Genomic DNA, 16,210 nt, shown 5'->3' on the forward strand with positions numbered 1-16,210 from the left:
CCAGCTTTCGCAAATTTTTTGTTTTGGTTAAGGTATGATTCGACCTTAAATTGGTAAATTCCTGCCTGATATGTAGCGATTTCGAAAAAAAATTGCGGATTAGCGTGTAAATGATCGAAGCAAGTTAAAATGAATGTTATCATAATATGTTGAAGTGATATTTCATATTTTCAGAAAAGGATGATTGTTATTATGAATCGGTTTTCCAATACGGTAGTGGTTGCCGCAGATATGACCAAATCCCGGATTTTATGGATTGCCTTTGTTCTGGGAGCGTTGAGCGCTTTCGGACCCTTGTCCATAGATATGTATTTGCCGTCATTGCCTACATTAGCCGACAATTTGCATACAACGACTTCGCTGGCGCAACTCAGTCTGACCGCCTGTCTGTTGGGTCTGGCAGTCGGGCAGATCGTTGCGGGTCCGCTGAGTGATGTAAGAGGACGTAGAGGGCCGCTGGTCGTATCGCTTGTCCTGTACGCCGCTGCTTCGCTGTTATGTGTGTTTGCGCCGAATATCGGCGTGCTTATCGGGCTGCGCTTTATTCAGGGTCTTACCGGGTCTGCGGGGATCGTCATCTCCAGAGCCGTTGCGCGTGATCTATATTCGGGCAAAGAGCTGACGCGCTTCTTTTCGCTGCTCATGCTGGTGAACGGTGTGGCTCCGATTGCTGCTCCTGTGCTGGGCGGTGTGCTTTTGAATTTTGTATCCTGGCGTGGTGTGTTCATGGTGCTTTGCGTAGTCGGGGTGGCTATGTTAATTGCCGTCGTGTTAGGCCTGCCGGAGACGCTGCCTGTCAGCCGCCGTTCAGCGGGTGGTTTGAAGCAGACGCTTCGTACACTCGGTCATTTATTTACAGATCGGCGCTTTATGGGATACGCCTTCTCGCAGGCGCTCATTACAGGAGCCATGTTTGCGTACATCGCTGGCTCGCCGTTCGTGCTTCAGGATATTTTCGGGGTTTCACCTCAGACATACAGTATTATTTTCGCGGTGAATGGTTTGGGGATTGTACTATTTTCCCAATTGACCGGGAGGCTTGTCGGCCGTTTCAGCGAACAGCAGTTGCTCTTGTCGGGGTTGTTGATTGCGGCTGTAGCGGGAATTAGCCTGCTTACGGTGGCCCTTACCGGGGGTCAACTATTTGCTGTTCTAGTTCCGCTGTTCTTTATTGTATCCTGTGTCGGGATCGTGAGTACAACCACCACCTCACTCGCGATGCAAAGCCAGCAGCGCTCCGCAGGCAGTGCGTCTGCCATGCTCGGCTTGCTGCCTCTGTTGCTGGGCTCTATCGCTTCACCGCTGGTGGGTCTGGGCAGTGGAACAACGCCTATACCAATGGCTATCGTCATCGCTATAGCGGAAGTTGGTGCGTTATTAAGCTTTATGGTACTTGCCAAGAAAGCGCGCGCGAAAGCTTGAAATAAGGCGAACAGTTGACTTTTTTCTGGAAGCTTGACATACCCCACGGGGGTATATTATGCTAGGAGTATATAAACAATGCATGAATGCATAATACAACACAGGAGGCTGATGTATGGCTGAAGAGCAATCTGTTTCCAACGCTGAAGTCCATGAGGCTCATTGCGGAGCAGAAGGGGAAAAGACCGTTAGAAAAAGTCATCACTCGGCAGAATTCAAGAACAGTCTTACATCCCGATTGAACCGTATTGAAGGTCAGGTTCGAGGAATCAAGGGCTTGATCGAGAAGGATACCTACTGTGACGATGTGCTGAACCAGATTGCGGCTGTCCAGTCCGCCCTGAATGGTGTCGGCAAGCTGCTGCTGGAAGGGCATATGAAAAGCTGTGTTATTGAGCGCATGCAGGCCGGAGAGCCAGAAGTGATCGACGAGCTGCTGGTTACGGTCAAGAAGCTGATCCGTTAAGAGCAATACCCATACACATAAATCGGGTACATAAAGTACCCCAGAGGAGGAAATACAAATGGCACAAGTAACGTTGAACGTAGAGGGCATGAGCTGCAATCATTGCGTGAAAGCAGTAGAAGGAGCTTTGGAGAAAGTCGGCGCTTCCGGTAAGGTCAGTCTTGAAGCGAAACAAGTGGCTGTAGAATACGATGAGTCCAAGCTGAACGTGGAAGCTCTGAAAACTGCAATCGAGGACCAAGGCTACGACGTCGTTTAAGTTAAGGATATGTAACGCGTAAAAAATTTGTTTTAAAGGAAAAGCTTCCATGAAGAGGCTTTTTCTTTTGAACATGAATATACCCCATGGGGGTATCTAGGAGGAGAGTAACCATGGAAAACCGTGTGACCGACGGTGACAAGCAGATAACGCTTCATATTACGGGGATGTCCTGTGCTGCCTGTGCCAGCCGTATTGAAAAGGGATTGAATCGAATAGACGGCGTGGCGCAGGCTAATGTGAATCTGGCTCTGGAGCAGGCGTCGATATCGTATGATCCGAAGCAGACCGACACTCCGGATTTTCGCGATAAAATTGCTTCGCTTGGTTTTGGAACCGTGAGTGAGGAAGCCAATCTGAATGTGACGGGCATGACATGCGCAGCCTGCGCGACCCGGATTGAAAAGGGTCTGAACCGGATGCCGGGTGTGACGGGCGCTACGGTGAATTTGGCGATGGAAACAGCGCATGTGGAATATGCGGCGGGAAGTATTGCGGTCGGTGATCTGGTGAGCAAGATTGAGCAGCTTGGCTATGGAGCCATCCCGCAGAGTGCCGAGGATAACATCGCAGACGTGCGCAGCAAGGATTTGAGTCGTAAAAAATGGAAGTGGATCGTATCTGCGGTACTGTCACTTCCGCTGTTATGGGCGATGGTCACTCATTTTTCATTTACCTCATGGATGTATATACCGAGCTTGTTTTTGAACCCTTGGTTCCAGTTCGCACTGGCTACGCCGATACAGTTTGTGATTGGTTGGCAGTTTTACGTAGGAGCATACAAGGCGTTGCGCAACGGCGGCTCCAATATGGATGTACTGGTTGCTCTGGGCACGTCTTCGGCTTATTTTTACAGCTTGTATCTCACCTTGCGCCCGTCGACCGTGATGGATGGCATGGGCGGTATGGCTGTTATGAAAATGCCTGAACTGTACTATGAGACAAGCGCGGTTCTGATTACGCTTATTCTCGTAGGCAAATGGTTCGAGGCAGTAGCCAAGGGCCGTTCGTCCGAGGCGATCAAGAGTCTCATGAGTCTTCAGGCGACGACAGCGCGTGTAGTACGTGATGGGCAAGAGCTTGATATACCGATTGAGCAGGTTCGCGTGAAGGACATCTTTATTGTACGTCCCGGCGAGAAAATCCCTGTAGACGGTGTGGTGGTGGACGGACGCTCGGCGGTGGATGAATCCATGCTGAGTGGCGAAAGCCTTCCGGTGGAAAAAGAGGCAGGCTCTGCGGTCACAGGAGCCACACTCAATAAAAACGGTGTGCTTCGTATTCAGGCTGAGCGTGTCGGTGGAGATACGGCGTTAGCACGTATTATTAAGGTCGTGGAAGATGCGCAAAATTCCAAGGCACCGATTCAGCGGATTGCTGACCAAATATCAGGAATTTTTGTTCCAATCGTTGTAGCTATAGCTGCATTGGCCTTTATCGTCTGGTTTTTCCTTGTGACTCCGGCTGATTTTGCAGGCTCCCTGGAGAAAATGATTGCGGTGCTTGTCATTGCTTGCCCTTGTGCGCTCGGATTGGCTACGCCAACGTCTATCATGGCGGGATCGGGACGCGCCGCTGAATACGGCATTCTGTTCAAGGGCGGCGAGCATCTGGAGATGACTCGTTCGGTCAATGCCGTGGTACTGGATAAAACGGGCACGGTCACGAACGGCAAGCCTGAGCTGACGGATGTTGTGGTCGGAGAAGGGAGCTTGGGCGAAACGGATTTGCTGCGGTTGTTGGCTGCGGCGGAAAAAAGCTCGGAGCATCCACTGGCGGAAGCCATTGTAAGGGGCATTGCGGATCGCGGCATTGAGCTAGTGGAGCCGACGGATTTTGAAAATATTCCGGGCTATGGCGTGAAGGCTTATGTGGAAAGCAAGCAAGTGCTGGCAGGTACACGTCGGTTGATGAGTCGTGAGGGCATCACGGTTGGCGAATCGGCCGAGCAGCATATGCATGAGCTGGAGAACGCGGGCAAAACAGCAATGCTGATTGCGGTGGACGGTTCCTATGCTGGACTGGTAGCCGTGGCGGATACGATTAAGGAAACGTCACGGGAGGCAGTTGCCCGTCTGCGTGCAATGAACATTGAGGTCATCATGATTACGGGTGACAATGAACGGACCGCGCGGGCTGTTGCTGCCGAGGCTGGAATTGATCGGGTGCTGGCTGAGGTGCTGCCAGAGGGCAAGGCGGAAGAAGTAAAACGGCTTCAGGAGCAGGGTCTGATCGTAGCTATGGTCGGGGATGGCATTAATGATGCACCCGCGCTGGCTACCGCTAATATCGGGATGGCAATGGGCACAGGTACGGATGTGGCGATGGAGGCTGCGGATATCACGCTCATGCGCGGTAATCTGAACAGCATTCCCGATGCGATCGAAATGAGCCGCCGCACGATGACGAATATACGGCAAAATCTGTTTTGGGCGTTAGGTTATAACGTGATTGGCATCCCGATTGCAGCATTGGGCTTCCTTGCCCCGTGGCTGGCGGGAGCGGCCATGGCATTTAGCTCCGTCTCGGTGGTGCTGAATGCACTGCGTCTCCAACGGGTGAAACTGTAGATATCAAGGGTTGTCCTTAGGGCAACCCTTTTTAAGTTCAATCTTGTAGTAGTGAAAAATAATGTGGGCAAGACTTCCATTTTAGAGAGTATTGAATTAATAACAAGTCCAGGGGATATCGACGATAGACAAGTCATGGAGGGCGTCTGGAAGTGGCTCAAAAGTGATGTCATTAACAACGTATTTTCAAGACATTTTATCAAATTCGTCTCCATGTCACGAATTTATGAATCGACTGAACGAGCACCCGAAAGAAATCGTGGCTCACTTGCTTGTTAGGTCATAATCTTTAGTGCGCTTTTTTTTGAAAAACTTAATAAGGGGGATCATTCGGATTTTCGGCGTAAAACGAGTGAAATGAGTCTGGGAGATTTGGACAGATTTTAGAGTAAATCCGAACGTTTAATTTTAGGATTAATATGGATTTAAAGAATAATATTACTTCTTTAGCACTATTTTTTGTCGAAACGCTACAATACATGGAATCTTTTGGTATGATGAGATGGTAGTTTTATACAAATATAAGGAGGAATAATCAATGAAGAAAAAACATTTAATTGCGTCAGCCTTATCTTTAGGTTTGTTAGGAGGAGCTATTGCCGTGCCCAGTGCGATCTTTGCGGATTCAAATGCTGTAACTGATTCTGCGAATACATCCACTACGGCGACTCAAGATGCTGGTACAACAACTACTAGTGACCATGTAGTAACTCCACAAAAAATCGGAAATTCTTTCGGCAGTAGAGTTCAAGGAGGAGCAACTGTCCAAAGCGCCTTTGAGATTCCTAAAGGCTATGGGCATGTTAAAATTACTCTGAAAAATAATGCCAGCACTCCAGTCAAGGTAAGTTTAACGCACAATGAGTCAGGTAAAGTATATATCGACGGATCTACAACAATTTACCGTGGTCAACCACTTGTTTGGAAAAGTACTACTAAAGGTTTCTCAGATGGTTTGCGTTCAGGAAGCTACACCCTTCAATGGCGTGGTGCCAATAATGACGTTAATGCGGAATTCGATGGAATTGCCGGTTCAGATCCTGGCGACCTCTAATAGCTGAACAACACAAAGAGAGCTCCAGACGGATGAAGGTCTGGAGCTTCCTTTGTGTTGTTTCTTAGGGTTGGTTCATTTTGTAGTTTGAACAAACCTAAATCATATCAAATAATTCCTGTATTTATGTAAAAAATAAATTGACCACGGGTGAAATTGTGTATATATTTGCAATAGATGACTTTAATTTCTGGAACTTACATCTTGGCGTACATACTCCATAGCACGCGAATAAAACAATGGGAGGAAGTAGGATGGAAGAAGTTTTAGAAGGGAAAGATGCTACTTATTTATTAACGGATCACCACAGGTTAGATAAATGTGTAGAATTACTACATTTGAGATTCTCGCAACATGCCTGGGAAGATATATCAACCATATCTGATTATCTGCACAGCTTGGCTGAAAAAATGTATAAAGAAGAGCAACAAGCGCGTTTACAAAAAATTCCCTGTCTTTTTAGTGCAGAGAGGCCTTTAGTATTCTATTACGGGTTCAGCTATTTGGCCAAGGGAACGGCTCTTCAAAAACTCGGTTTCTACGATCAGTCCAGAGTATACATTTTGAAGTATTCGGAATTGGGCTGGTTTTCGGGGTTGGACAAAATCGGCTGGGAAGAAGTCGAGCGATTCAAATTTTTTGCTAAAGCAAATCTGTATACCAATGATTTGCTGTCTGGAAAATTGAGCGTGCTGCCTGAGTATGTTCAATTTTTAGAGGATAACCCGGAAGAGTTATTACCCGGACTCGTCACGATCATGGAGACTGCTTCGCTTCATTCGGTTGATGTAGATGATCTACTTGAAAGATTCTCGGAAAAAATTGAGGATTTTGGAAATCTCGAAGACGCTACAAATAGAACTCACTATTTCAGATTCTTGTATCATCGGGCTATTTACTATACCAAACATCAAAGATATCAAGATTCTGCACAGGTTATTTTACTGTTTTTAACATCATATAATATGATTAATGATGCAGATTTCAAAAAGTTTGTTGTACTATTTGAAGTTTATCGGCAGTATGCTTCAAATGAGCAAATAGAGCAGTATCAAAACCTTTTTAAGGAGCTGTTGAAGCATGAAGAAGGCATTAGTATCTGTGATGGTGATATTCGCTCTCGTTAGTATTGTACCCCTAAGTGGCTTTACCAACGGCAATACAGGATCAATTACAATTTTTTCACCTTCTAATCACGGTTGGAATTAATATGTGATAGCGGTAAATAAGAACCATCGGTGTGGAGTGAACACTTGTCTCTTTTATTTTCTGCGCTTGTACGAAACGACTGAATGAATTGTAGAAAGAACATACTGTTTCTTAGCAAGTACGCAAGGATTAACCTCCTGCGTGCTTGCTTTTTTGTTATGTTCAGCCCTTTTTCATAGAATCCTTCCTAGCTAAATGGCTTATAGTTGCTTATCATACGCTAAGGTTTCATAATATTTGTAGGAGTGCCATGCAAGCATGCAAGAATTTCTTCGTATGCCTACAGCTTGACGCAGATAAAGAGCTTATATTATGGATTAGGAGTGAAGCAGTCATGAATGATACGATTTCCTTGTTGATGAATCACCGGTCTGTACGAAAATTCAAGTCAGATGCCGTTACCGACGAGCAGCTCGCAGCTATTGTGACAGCAGGCCAGATGGCTTCCTCGTCCAGCAATGTACAGGCTTATACCGTCATTGCCGTTACAGAGCCTTCTTTGAAAACAAAGCTGGCTGAACTGGCGGGTGGTCAGGCTTACGTAGAGCAATGCCCGGTGTTTCTGGTATGGTGTGCAGATTTGTACCGCTTGAAGCAGGTCACAGTTCACCATCAGCCGGGTCAGCCTTCCTATGAAGGTTCCGTCGAAAATTATACGGTTGCGACCATTGATGCCGCGTTAGCTGCACAGAATGCAGCGGTAGCCGCCGAATCGCTCGGTTTGGGCATTGTCTACATCGGGGGTATCCGTACGAAAATAGCCGAGGTATCTGAGCTGTTGGGATTGCCTGAGCTGGTATATCCGGTGTTCGGTATGTGTATTGGTGTACCGGATCAGGAAGGGAGCTTACGTCCACGTCTTCCACTGTCCGGTGTTTTGCATATGAACGGCTACGACAAAAATCAGACGATGAAAGCTGTGGATCTGTATGATCACACATCGGCTGAATATTTGAAGGAACGCACAGCTGGTCAGCGGTCTACCCCATGGTCAGAGCAGATGGCAGCAAGACTGACCGAGCCTGCACGTTTGCAGATGAAGTCTTTTTTGGAGCAAAAGGGATTTTTGAAGCAATAAAGGTCGGGTAGGCGATAAAAATAACGCAGCAACATATTAATGGCAGAAGCCGTAGGTATGTTTGAAAAATACAAAGAACCTCCTTTTTGCGCATGATGAAGTCCGCGTAATAGGAGGTTCTTTGCTTTTGTTGTAAGCTGGCTTGTATATCTTTTCAGGAAATAGCTGATATGGCTTTAGAAAGCAGACAGTGCGTAAAAGCGTTTCGTATTGTCATAAAATAATTGCCGAACGGCAGTTTCATCTTGCCCTGTCAGCTTGCTATACGCGCGAATGACTTCGGCGGTCATGCGTGGATGGGTCTGTTGTTCGGCAAAAGGCCCTTCAAAGGGCCAAGGGCCGTCCGTTTCTGCCATCACCTGACCGGATGGATACCGTGTTGCCAAACTTCGGATTTCGTCCTCATACAAGAGATCCGGTGTGAAGGAGACATAATAGCCGTTACGGGCCATGCGTTCAGTCGTGGCGGCAGAGCCTTTAAACCAATGGAAATGCGCTTGCGTGACGCCGTGGCGTTCCAGTAAGTCGCAGGCAATGTCCGCGTCCTCGTAAACAGCATGCAGCACAATCGGCATGTTATGCTTCCGCGCAAATCGGACAAAACGTTCCAGCAGTTCTATGTAAGGAGCAAGGTCGAAGGAAACGCCTCTCTCCAAGGCTTCCAGCCGATTATAGTAGGGCAAGCCGACTTCGCCTAGGGCAACCATATGCTCTACATGCTTGTCCATCCAGTCGAACAACAGATCAAGCTCAGCTTGCGATGGAAGAGGCTGTTCGGGATGAAAGCCAAAGGCGGGTCGTACCAGCCCGGGAAAACGCTCAGACAAGCGCAAATTGGCCTGGCTGGAGGCAAGATGCATGGACACGGCTATGACGGCTTCGACGCTGCTATCAGCAAGCGAAGCGAGCAATAGCTCCTGCTGCTCAGGCGGATAGCTATCCACATGAATATGCGCGTCGATGAGCGGCGCGGGTGCTGCCGATGGTGTTCTCACGTCCAGTTTCATGTTCTTCAAGTCATTCATAACGGCTTTACCTCGTCACCTGAAGCATCCTCACGGACGCCTTCAGGGTTGCCCGTGTCGCCTTCCAGTCTGTGCTTTTCCTCGCGCATCCAGCCTGTCATTTTTCGCTTCCATTCGATAAAGCGCGGGTCGAGGGTGATTTCTTCCCTGCGAGGACGGGGGAAGGGAACGTCTACGACATGTATCACCGAAGCGGGTCGTGCCGACAGTACGTAGATGCGGTCGGAGAGCAGCAACGCTTCCTCAATGCTGTGGGTAATGAACAGCACGGAGCGGCGGTTCTTTTCCCACATCCGCAGGAGCCATTGCTGCATGTCTCCACGCGTCAGCGCATCCAGCGCGCTGAACGGCTCATCCAGCAGCATCAGCTCTTGCGGACTGAGTAGCGCGCGCAGGAAAGCCGCCCGCTGCTGCATGCCGCCAGAGAGCGTATGCGGATACGCCTTTGCGAATGGGCCAAGCCCGACCTGCTCCAGCCATTGCAGGGCATCCTCACGGCGTTCGCGTTCGCTGACGTGCCGGGGCTGCGCCGCTGTATCTTTACGCGGCCCGTTTTCCTGCCCGAGCAGCACATTGTCCAGCGTGGTACGCCACGGAAAAAGCGCGGGCTGCTGTGGCATATAGCTGATATGCCCACGCTCACCGGTCACGTCCTGTCCGTGCATACGGATGTGTCCTTGCTGGGGCTTAAGCAGCCCGCCGATGATGTGAAACAGCGTACTTTTGCCGCTGCCGGATGGACCGATCAGGGAGACGAATTCCCCGGGTTTGACGGTCAGGGATACATCCTGCAATACGGGTAGCAAGCTTCGCTTTTCACGGAAGGCCAGGCTGATGCCGTCCAGTTCCAGAGCTGGAGGAGTGGAGGAACGCTCCTGCGGCTTCCCGATCCCTTGGACTTGTTGTTTATCAGCCATATTTTGCGGTGATAAGTCAGCCGGATGCAGACTCATACGCACCACGTCCTTTCTTTGGTATCCTGCGCTTCCAGCGTATTCTGGTCATATCATTTGGAAGCTATTCCTGATCGGGTTTCCAGCGTACCAGCCATTTTTCCAGCAGTAGAATAGCTACGAACATTAGCAAACTGAGTGTAACAATGATGCCAATGGCGGCAAAAATCAGATCCGTGCGGTAGGCCGATTTTTGCAGATTCATATAATATCCAATTCCTTCACTGGCTCCGATCCATTCAGCAATGATTGCGCCCATCACGCTGTAGGTGGCAGCAATCTTGATGCCCGAAAATACTTGTGGCAGGGAATGTGGTAACTCCAGCTTCATAAAAATAGCCATGCGGCCTGCGCCCGACATGCGCATATAGCTCATCATCGTGCGGTCCGTCCGTGTCAGCCCGTCCATGGCCGCTACAGCCACGGGGAAAAAGCAGACCAGTGTAATCACCATCAGCTTGGGCAACACGCCAAAACCAAACCACACCATCAGCAACGGACCGAGAGCGATGATCGGAATGTTTTGACTAAGAATGAGCAGCGGATACAGAGCCGATTTGAGAAAAGGGATGGTATGAAGAACGATAGCAATCAATAGTCCTGTCGCTGTACCGATAGCAAATCCCGCCAGCGTTAAGCGAACGGTAGCCCAAGTATGGGCGCCAAGCAGCATCGACTGGGCCATTCCTTCATGCACGATCAGGGACGGAGCTGGCAGTAGCCAGGATTCAACATGTAAATAGGAAACCGCTCCCTGCCAGGCCGCTAAAAAGAAGAGGACCGCCACAAGGGGCGGCCATACGCTTTTCCACCAGGATGCGTTTTTGCCTTTCGGGTTCATGGGCGATATTTCTCGGTCAGCTTATCCATGCTGATACCCTGCGGGTTATGTGCGATTTTGATCTGTGAAATGACACTTGGACTGCCCGCTTCTGTCAGTGCCTCGTGCATGTCCTTAACCACTTTCAGCAGCTCATCCAGCTCACCTTCCATGGTTGTGTCCAATGGGTTCACCTGATGTTTGACACCAGAGCGCTGAATAACTTCAATCGCCTTATCTACATATGCATAAGAGTCCTCGTTATTTGGGGTTTTAGGAATCACTTGAATACTGAGCAGTGTGTTAGCCATGTGAATTCACCTGTCCTTTATTGTTTAAGTTATAGGAAAATAAATTGGTTTAAGGTGGTTGAGACCGCTCCGCGTTTCATTTGATCTTACGATCGCTGTTGCCGTGGGATTCTTTGAATAATTTAAAAGGTAAGAATCCCACGGCAAAGGCGAACGCTGCGCTTCTCCAGATTCAAATGAAACGCTACGCTGCCAACCGCCTTAAAAGCACCTTATTTTTAAAGTGGTTTGTGTGGCATTTTTTACACACAAGCGCACCTACTTAGCGCTTAGAATAAGACGAAACTAAAAAACAAACCAAGTGGAACGAGAACGAAGTGGGCGCGCTTCGGAAGCATCACCTTGCCCGGATTTCACCTCTGGATATTTATAAAAGAAGTCTGGGTACAACAGCGATGGGGAGCACCATCCGTCCGCGTAGTGGCGCTTGGTGCACGTCCCTAGTTCGACTTTATTTAGTTGGTAATTTAGCGTATTAACAAAATGATCAACGCTTGGGCAGGAAGTCGTTTGTAAAGGCTTTATCGACTTCCAAGGGTTTGCTGAGCAGTTTGCGCTCGTACATCCAGTCGGAGTAGTTTTTCCATACCTCCGCTTTTTGTACGCCCCATTGGGTGGCATCGTCCTGATAACGCGGGCTTAGCCATTTTTGGCTGGCGAGTACCAGCTTTTTATCCAGTTCCGGAACCGCTTTGGTCAAGATATCTGCGGCTTCTTCCGGGTGAGCGATGGTATATTCATAGCCTTGGGCGGTTGCGTCCATAAAGGCCTTGACCAGCTCGGGATCATTTTTAATGGTCTGTTCGTTGCTCACGATGACAGGTGTATAGTAATCCAGGCTTTTGGAATAATCTTTTACATACAGCATATCCAGTGGCTCACCCCGTAGTTGGGCTTCAATCCCGGTCCATGCGTAGAAAATCCAGGCAAAGTCGATATCCCGCTTGACGGCTGTAAAATAATCGGCATTGCCCATGTTGATGATCTTCACCTTGCTTACATCACCTTTGTCTGCGTCCATGATGGATTTCATGACCGCTTCTTCTACGGGCGAACCCCAGCCGCCGTAGGTTTTACCTTCAAAATCCTTCGGGCTCTTAATCCCGCGGTCAACCGGGGCTGCGAAGCCTGATGTATTATGCTGAATGACCGCAGCGATGGATACGAGCGGTACCCCTTGCGTACGAGCCTGTGTGACGCCCTCCTGATAGCTGATACCAAAAGGTACAGCATTGGAAGCAACCATTTGATCGGCTCCGCCCGAACCGGGCTGAACGATCTGTACATTCAAGCCTGCTTTTTCGTAAAATCCTTTGTCCTTGGCGACATAGAGGCCCGTATGATTCGTATTTGGCGTCCAGTCGAGCACGACTTTAACATCCTTGAGTCCCTTGGTCGGGGAGGTCGCTTGGGTGTCGGCGGCAGGAGCCGCGCCTTGCGGTGCAGAGGGGGAGCTTCCGCCGCATGCGGTCAGAGTCAGGGCCATGAGCCACAGACTGATCAGCCCCAGGCTTAACATTTTCATGCGCTTCATTGTTGTGTTCTCTCCTTTTATTACCCGTAATCCGTCGGATCAGACAGCTTATGTTTCCCATTTCACAAAAATAACCTCTGCCAGACGCTATCTGTTCCAACAACATCATCTTCAACAAAAAAAGCGCCCCGATGTTCCGGGACGCTTGCGCTTGTATATACCAAAGTAAGGGATGGCCCGCCGTAATAAGAAAAGAAAGGGCGTATCTTGCTTAAGCATTCCTACGCTGGCATTACCCAGATCAGGTTGTAAGGGTCAGTGTCTTGGGACACACTCTCAGCCGGCCGATTCCAGCACCCCTGGCATTGTATAGTCGAATGGGTTATTCAATTCGGGTTTACTACGACGATTATATGCCTAGAAGGCGGGTCTGTCCAGCATTGGGGAAGAAGTGACGGTTCATTTGCCGTACGCTAGGGTACACTTTTACTGTGAGCTTTGTTCTGAAAATGACCATGATCTTGTCGGAAACCAATTCACAGGAATTCTAATTTACGAAAAGGAGTTGTTGTACCGTGGGTAAAACGGAAACATTGGATCGCAGCCAACTGGAACAAGCCATTGTAAAGGCTTTGGATAACAACAAATTTTGCTCGTTGGGTACGGTGGAGGGCGGCAAGCCGAAGGTGCGCTATATGGCTCTTTTTAACGAAGGGTTGAACATCCATCTGGCAACGGATCGTAAAACGCATAAGGTGGATGAGCTAAAGGACAATCCGAACGCTTATTTGCTGTTGGGTTATGAAGTGGGCGGTACGAAGGAAGTCGTAGAGGTTGAGGCTACCGTCCAGGTCACAGCGGATGAGGGACTACGCAAGCAAGTGTGGAATGATTCGTTGAAGGAATGGTTTTCCGGCCCGGATGACCCCGATTATGTCATTCTGGATGTAAACCCGAATCGTATTGAGTACGTGGGTAAGCAAACTGGACGTCAGGTGTGGGAAAAATAGAATCGGATAGAATATAAGGAAACCAGCAATTCTCCAAGTTATTTGGGAGGTTTGCTGGTTTTTATGTTCTCGGAAAATTAATTATTTCTTCATAAATAAATAGGGTAAATGACTACTCTTTTGTCCCGCGTTGGATTAAAATAGGAATGGTGAGTTCAAAGCTTACATATATGTGCAAAAGTATGTGTATGAGGCCTACATCTTAATGAGGAGGGATATATTTTGATATTTCATAAAAAATGGTTTAGAGGGCTTACAGCAGCAGTCGTTGCCTGTAGCATGCTGGTGTTTTCAGCCGCTCCGTCTTGGGCTGCTAGCGAATCCAAGGATAGTGCTACAGTGAATTTGCGGATCATGGAAACAACGGATATTCATGCGGCCTTGATGAATTACGATTACTATGCAGACAAGGAAACGAACGAATACGGCTTGGTTAGCACAGCCGGACTGATCCAGCAGGCGCGCAGCGAAACAAGAAATAGCCTGTTGTTCGATAACGGCGATTTGTTGCAGGGCAATCCACTGGGTGATTATATGGCCAGAAGCAAAACCTTCGAGAAAGAAGGCGGTGTCCATCCGGTCTACAAGATGATGAACTTGATGGACTATGATGCGGCTACGGTGGGGAACCACGAATTCAACTATGGTCTCGACTTTTTGGAGAGATCGCTCAAGGGAGCTGATTTCCCTTACGTAAATGCGAACGTGTATTACGATGATGGGGGCCAAGGCACTAAAAATTATTTTACCCCTTATCGCATTCTGGATAAAGAAGTGACGGATGAAAAGGGTGAAGTTCATCCACTCAGAGTGGGCGTGATTGGCTTGGTAACACCACAAATTACGCAGTGGGATGAAAGTAATTTGAAGGGCAAAGTCGTTACCAAGGATATTGTGGAAACGGCGAAAAAGTTTATTCCACAAATGAAAACCGAGGGTGCTGACATTATTATTGTGCTGGCACACACAGGTTATGAGGATGTACCGCAAACTCCATTGATGGAGAATGCCGTTAAATATTTGAGCAAGGTGGACGGAATTAACGCTATTTTATTTGGACACGCGCATAAATCTTTCCCCGGCCCTGATTTTAAAGGAATGAGCGGTGTAGACCTGGATAAAGGAACCATTAATGGCGTACCGGCTGTAGAAGCTTCCTCATGGGGCAAGGAGCTGGGCATTATTGACCTGAGCCTTGAAAAGAAAAACCGCGTGTGGAATGTAACCAACTCTCAGTCGGAAGTGCGCCCGGTTGTGAATACTACCAATCCAGCGGTGCAACAGATCAAACCCGAATTCAAACTGACAGAGGCGGTCCAGGACGAACATAAAGGAACATTGGATTATGTTCGTCAACCGGTGGGAACAACGACTGCACCGATCAACAGTTATTTTGCATTAGTGCAGGATGACCCATCCATTCAGATTGTGACGAATGCACAAAAATGGTACGTACAGAACCATCTTAAGGGAACCGAATACGAAAATCTTCCCGTATTGTCGGCTGGCGCCCCATTCAAGGCTGGTGGTCGAAACGGTGCCGAGTATTATACCAGCATTCCTGAAGGCACGATAGCCATTAAAAACGTGTCCGATCTGTACGTGTATCCGAACACGGTTCAGGCCGTAGAAGTTACCGGTGCTGAAATTCAGGAATGGCTGGAATGGTCTGCGGGCCAGTTTAACCGTATCGATCCAAAGAAAACCGAGGAACAATCGCTGATTAACAAAGATTTCCCTACCTACAATTTTGATGTCATTGACGGTGTGAATTACCAGATTGATGTGACTCAGCCTGCACGATATGATGCCAAGGGAACCGTTATTGATCCTTCTGCTCATCGTATCAAGGATTTACAATACAACGGGAAAGCAATTGATCCTGCACAGAAGTTTATCGTAGCGACCAACAACTATCGTGCTTCCTCATCCAAACTGGCAAATCCGGATGGCAAACGCATTGTGATGGCAGCACCGGACGAAAGCCGCCAGGTCGTTATTGATTACATCCGTACGAACGGAACGATTAATCCGGCTGCGGATGGCAACTGGTCTATTGCTCCTTTCGGTGAGGCTAAGATTACCTTCGAATCCTCGCCTGATGCTAAAGACGTGCTTGCCGGAAACCAGCAGATTTCATTCCTCGGCAGCGCGGCTGACGGCTTTGCTAAATATAGTCTGAAAGCTGGCGCGAAGCCCAATGCAGCAACGACACCTGTAAAGGAAACCGTGACTCCAGCGAAAGCAACAGCGAAGCCTGCCGTAAAAGCAACTAAACCTGCGGTGGTTAAACCAGCTAAAACAACCAAGCCAAAGGCTTCCAAATAAGTCTGTGTTTCTAGCTTTCATTTGAAATTAAAAAGGCAGTAAGTCTCTGTAGCCGAGAGACTTGCTGCTTTTTTGATTTTCTAGAATAACAGTAACTTAATTGGAAAATGGTTCAAAAGGCTTTATTTCTTGTCTAGTATACACTCAAGTCCTAAGTTTAAAATGGAAACAAGCTTGTTTTTCGTAATTTTATAGTACTTTTGTTCTAGTTATTTGTGATATAATGGTGAA

At 48.2% G+C, this 16,210-nt stretch carries 14 protein-coding genes and 1 riboswitch; of the genes, 9 read left to right on the top strand and 5 right to left on the bottom strand.

Annotation, left to right across the window (positions count from 1 at the left end; all coding sequences use genetic code 11):
• Positions 1-192: 192 nt before the first annotated feature.
• The 7 genes from AC0WRU_RS02645 to nfsA all read left to right on the top strand — a co-directional run bounded on the left by AC0WRU_RS02645 (position 193) and on the right by nfsA (position 8,058).
• Positions 193-1,422, top strand: a complete 1,230-nt coding sequence (locus AC0WRU_RS02645) for a multidrug effflux MFS transporter (RefSeq protein ID WP_476127099.1) — start codon at positions 193-195, stop codon at positions 1,420-1,422.
• Between the two features lie 115 nt (positions 1,423-1,537).
• Positions 1,538-1,888, top strand: coding sequence for a metal-sensitive transcriptional regulator (locus AC0WRU_RS02650; RefSeq protein WP_476127100.1), 351 nt, complete (start codon positions 1,538-1,540; stop codon positions 1,886-1,888).
• A gap of 58 nt (positions 1,889-1,946) precedes the next feature.
• Complete coding sequence (locus AC0WRU_RS02655; RefSeq protein WP_025683234.1) at positions 1,947-2,147, top strand: copper ion binding protein; 201 nt, start codon at positions 1,947-1,949, stop codon at positions 2,145-2,147.
• 113 nt (positions 2,148-2,260) lie between these two features.
• Positions 2,261-4,717 (top strand): heavy metal translocating P-type ATPase, encoded by a 2,457-nt coding sequence (locus tag AC0WRU_RS02660; protein ID WP_476127101.1) that lies wholly within the window; start codon positions 2,261-2,263, stop codon positions 4,715-4,717.
• Positions 4,718-5,255: 538 nt separating this feature from the next.
• A complete protein-coding gene (locus tag AC0WRU_RS02665; protein WP_476127102.1) occupies positions 5,256-5,771 on the top strand; it encodes a hypothetical protein in 516 nt (171 codons plus the stop codon).
• A gap of 254 nt (positions 5,772-6,025) precedes the next feature.
• Positions 6,026-6,898 carry a DNA-binding protein gene (locus tag AC0WRU_RS02670; protein WP_476127103.1) on the top strand — a complete coding sequence of 291 codons (873 nt, stop codon included), beginning with the start codon at positions 6,026-6,028 and terminating at the stop codon, positions 6,896-6,898.
• 416 nt (positions 6,899-7,314) lie between these two features.
• The gene (nfsA, locus tag AC0WRU_RS02675; protein WP_476127104.1) at positions 7,315-8,058 is read left to right on the top strand and encodes an oxygen-insensitive NADPH nitroreductase; all 744 of its coding nucleotides are present in this window, start codon (positions 7,315-7,317) and stop codon (positions 8,056-8,058) included.
• Between the two features lie 176 nt (positions 8,059-8,234).
• Here nfsA and AC0WRU_RS02680 read toward each other — a convergent pair whose 3' ends face one another.
• The 5 genes from AC0WRU_RS02680 to AC0WRU_RS02700 all read right to left on the bottom strand — a co-directional run bounded on the left by AC0WRU_RS02680 (position 8,235) and on the right by AC0WRU_RS02700 (position 12,701).
• Positions 8,235-9,083 carry a TatD family hydrolase gene (locus AC0WRU_RS02680; protein WP_476127105.1) on the bottom strand — a complete coding sequence of 283 codons (849 nt, stop codon included), beginning with the start codon at positions 9,081-9,083 and terminating at the stop codon, positions 8,235-8,237.
• The gene (locus AC0WRU_RS02685; RefSeq protein ID WP_476127106.1) at positions 9,080-10,036 is read right to left on the bottom strand and encodes an ABC transporter ATP-binding protein; all 957 of its coding nucleotides are present in this window, start codon (positions 10,034-10,036) and stop codon (positions 9,080-9,082) included. The genes AC0WRU_RS02680 and AC0WRU_RS02685 overlap by 4 nt, the downstream gene beginning before the upstream one ends.
• 64 nt (positions 10,037-10,100) lie before the next feature.
• Positions 10,101-10,877, bottom strand: coding sequence for an ABC transporter permease (locus AC0WRU_RS02690; protein ID WP_476127107.1), 777 nt, complete (start codon positions 10,875-10,877; stop codon positions 10,101-10,103).
• Positions 10,874-11,167, bottom strand: a complete 294-nt coding sequence (locus tag AC0WRU_RS02695; protein WP_134911458.1) for an MTH1187 family thiamine-binding protein — start codon at positions 11,165-11,167, stop codon at positions 10,874-10,876. The genes AC0WRU_RS02690 and AC0WRU_RS02695 overlap by 4 nt, the downstream gene beginning before the upstream one ends.
• A 487-nt stretch (positions 11,168-11,654) precedes the next feature.
• Positions 11,655-12,701: an ABC transporter substrate-binding protein gene (locus AC0WRU_RS02700; RefSeq protein WP_476127108.1), complete on the bottom strand. Its 1,047-nt coding sequence runs from the start codon at positions 12,699-12,701 to the stop codon at positions 11,655-11,657.
• 201 nt (positions 12,702-12,902) lie between these two features.
• A riboswitch (TPP riboswitch) is annotated at positions 12,903-13,012 on the bottom strand.
• Between the two features lie 204 nt (positions 13,013-13,216).
• Here AC0WRU_RS02700 and AC0WRU_RS02705 point away from each other — a divergent pair.
• A complete protein-coding gene (locus AC0WRU_RS02705) occupies positions 13,217-13,651 on the top strand; it encodes a pyridoxamine 5'-phosphate oxidase family protein (protein WP_025683224.1) in 435 nt (144 codons plus the stop codon).
• A gap of 222 nt (positions 13,652-13,873) precedes the next feature.
• Positions 13,874-15,979, top strand: a complete 2,106-nt coding sequence (locus AC0WRU_RS02710) for a bifunctional 2',3'-cyclic-nucleotide 2'-phosphodiesterase/3'-nucleotidase (RefSeq protein WP_476127109.1) — start codon at positions 13,874-13,876, stop codon at positions 15,977-15,979.
• Positions 15,980-16,210 lie beyond the last annotated feature (231 nt).

This window comes from Paenibacillus sp. 1-8, from assembly GCF_056316205.1.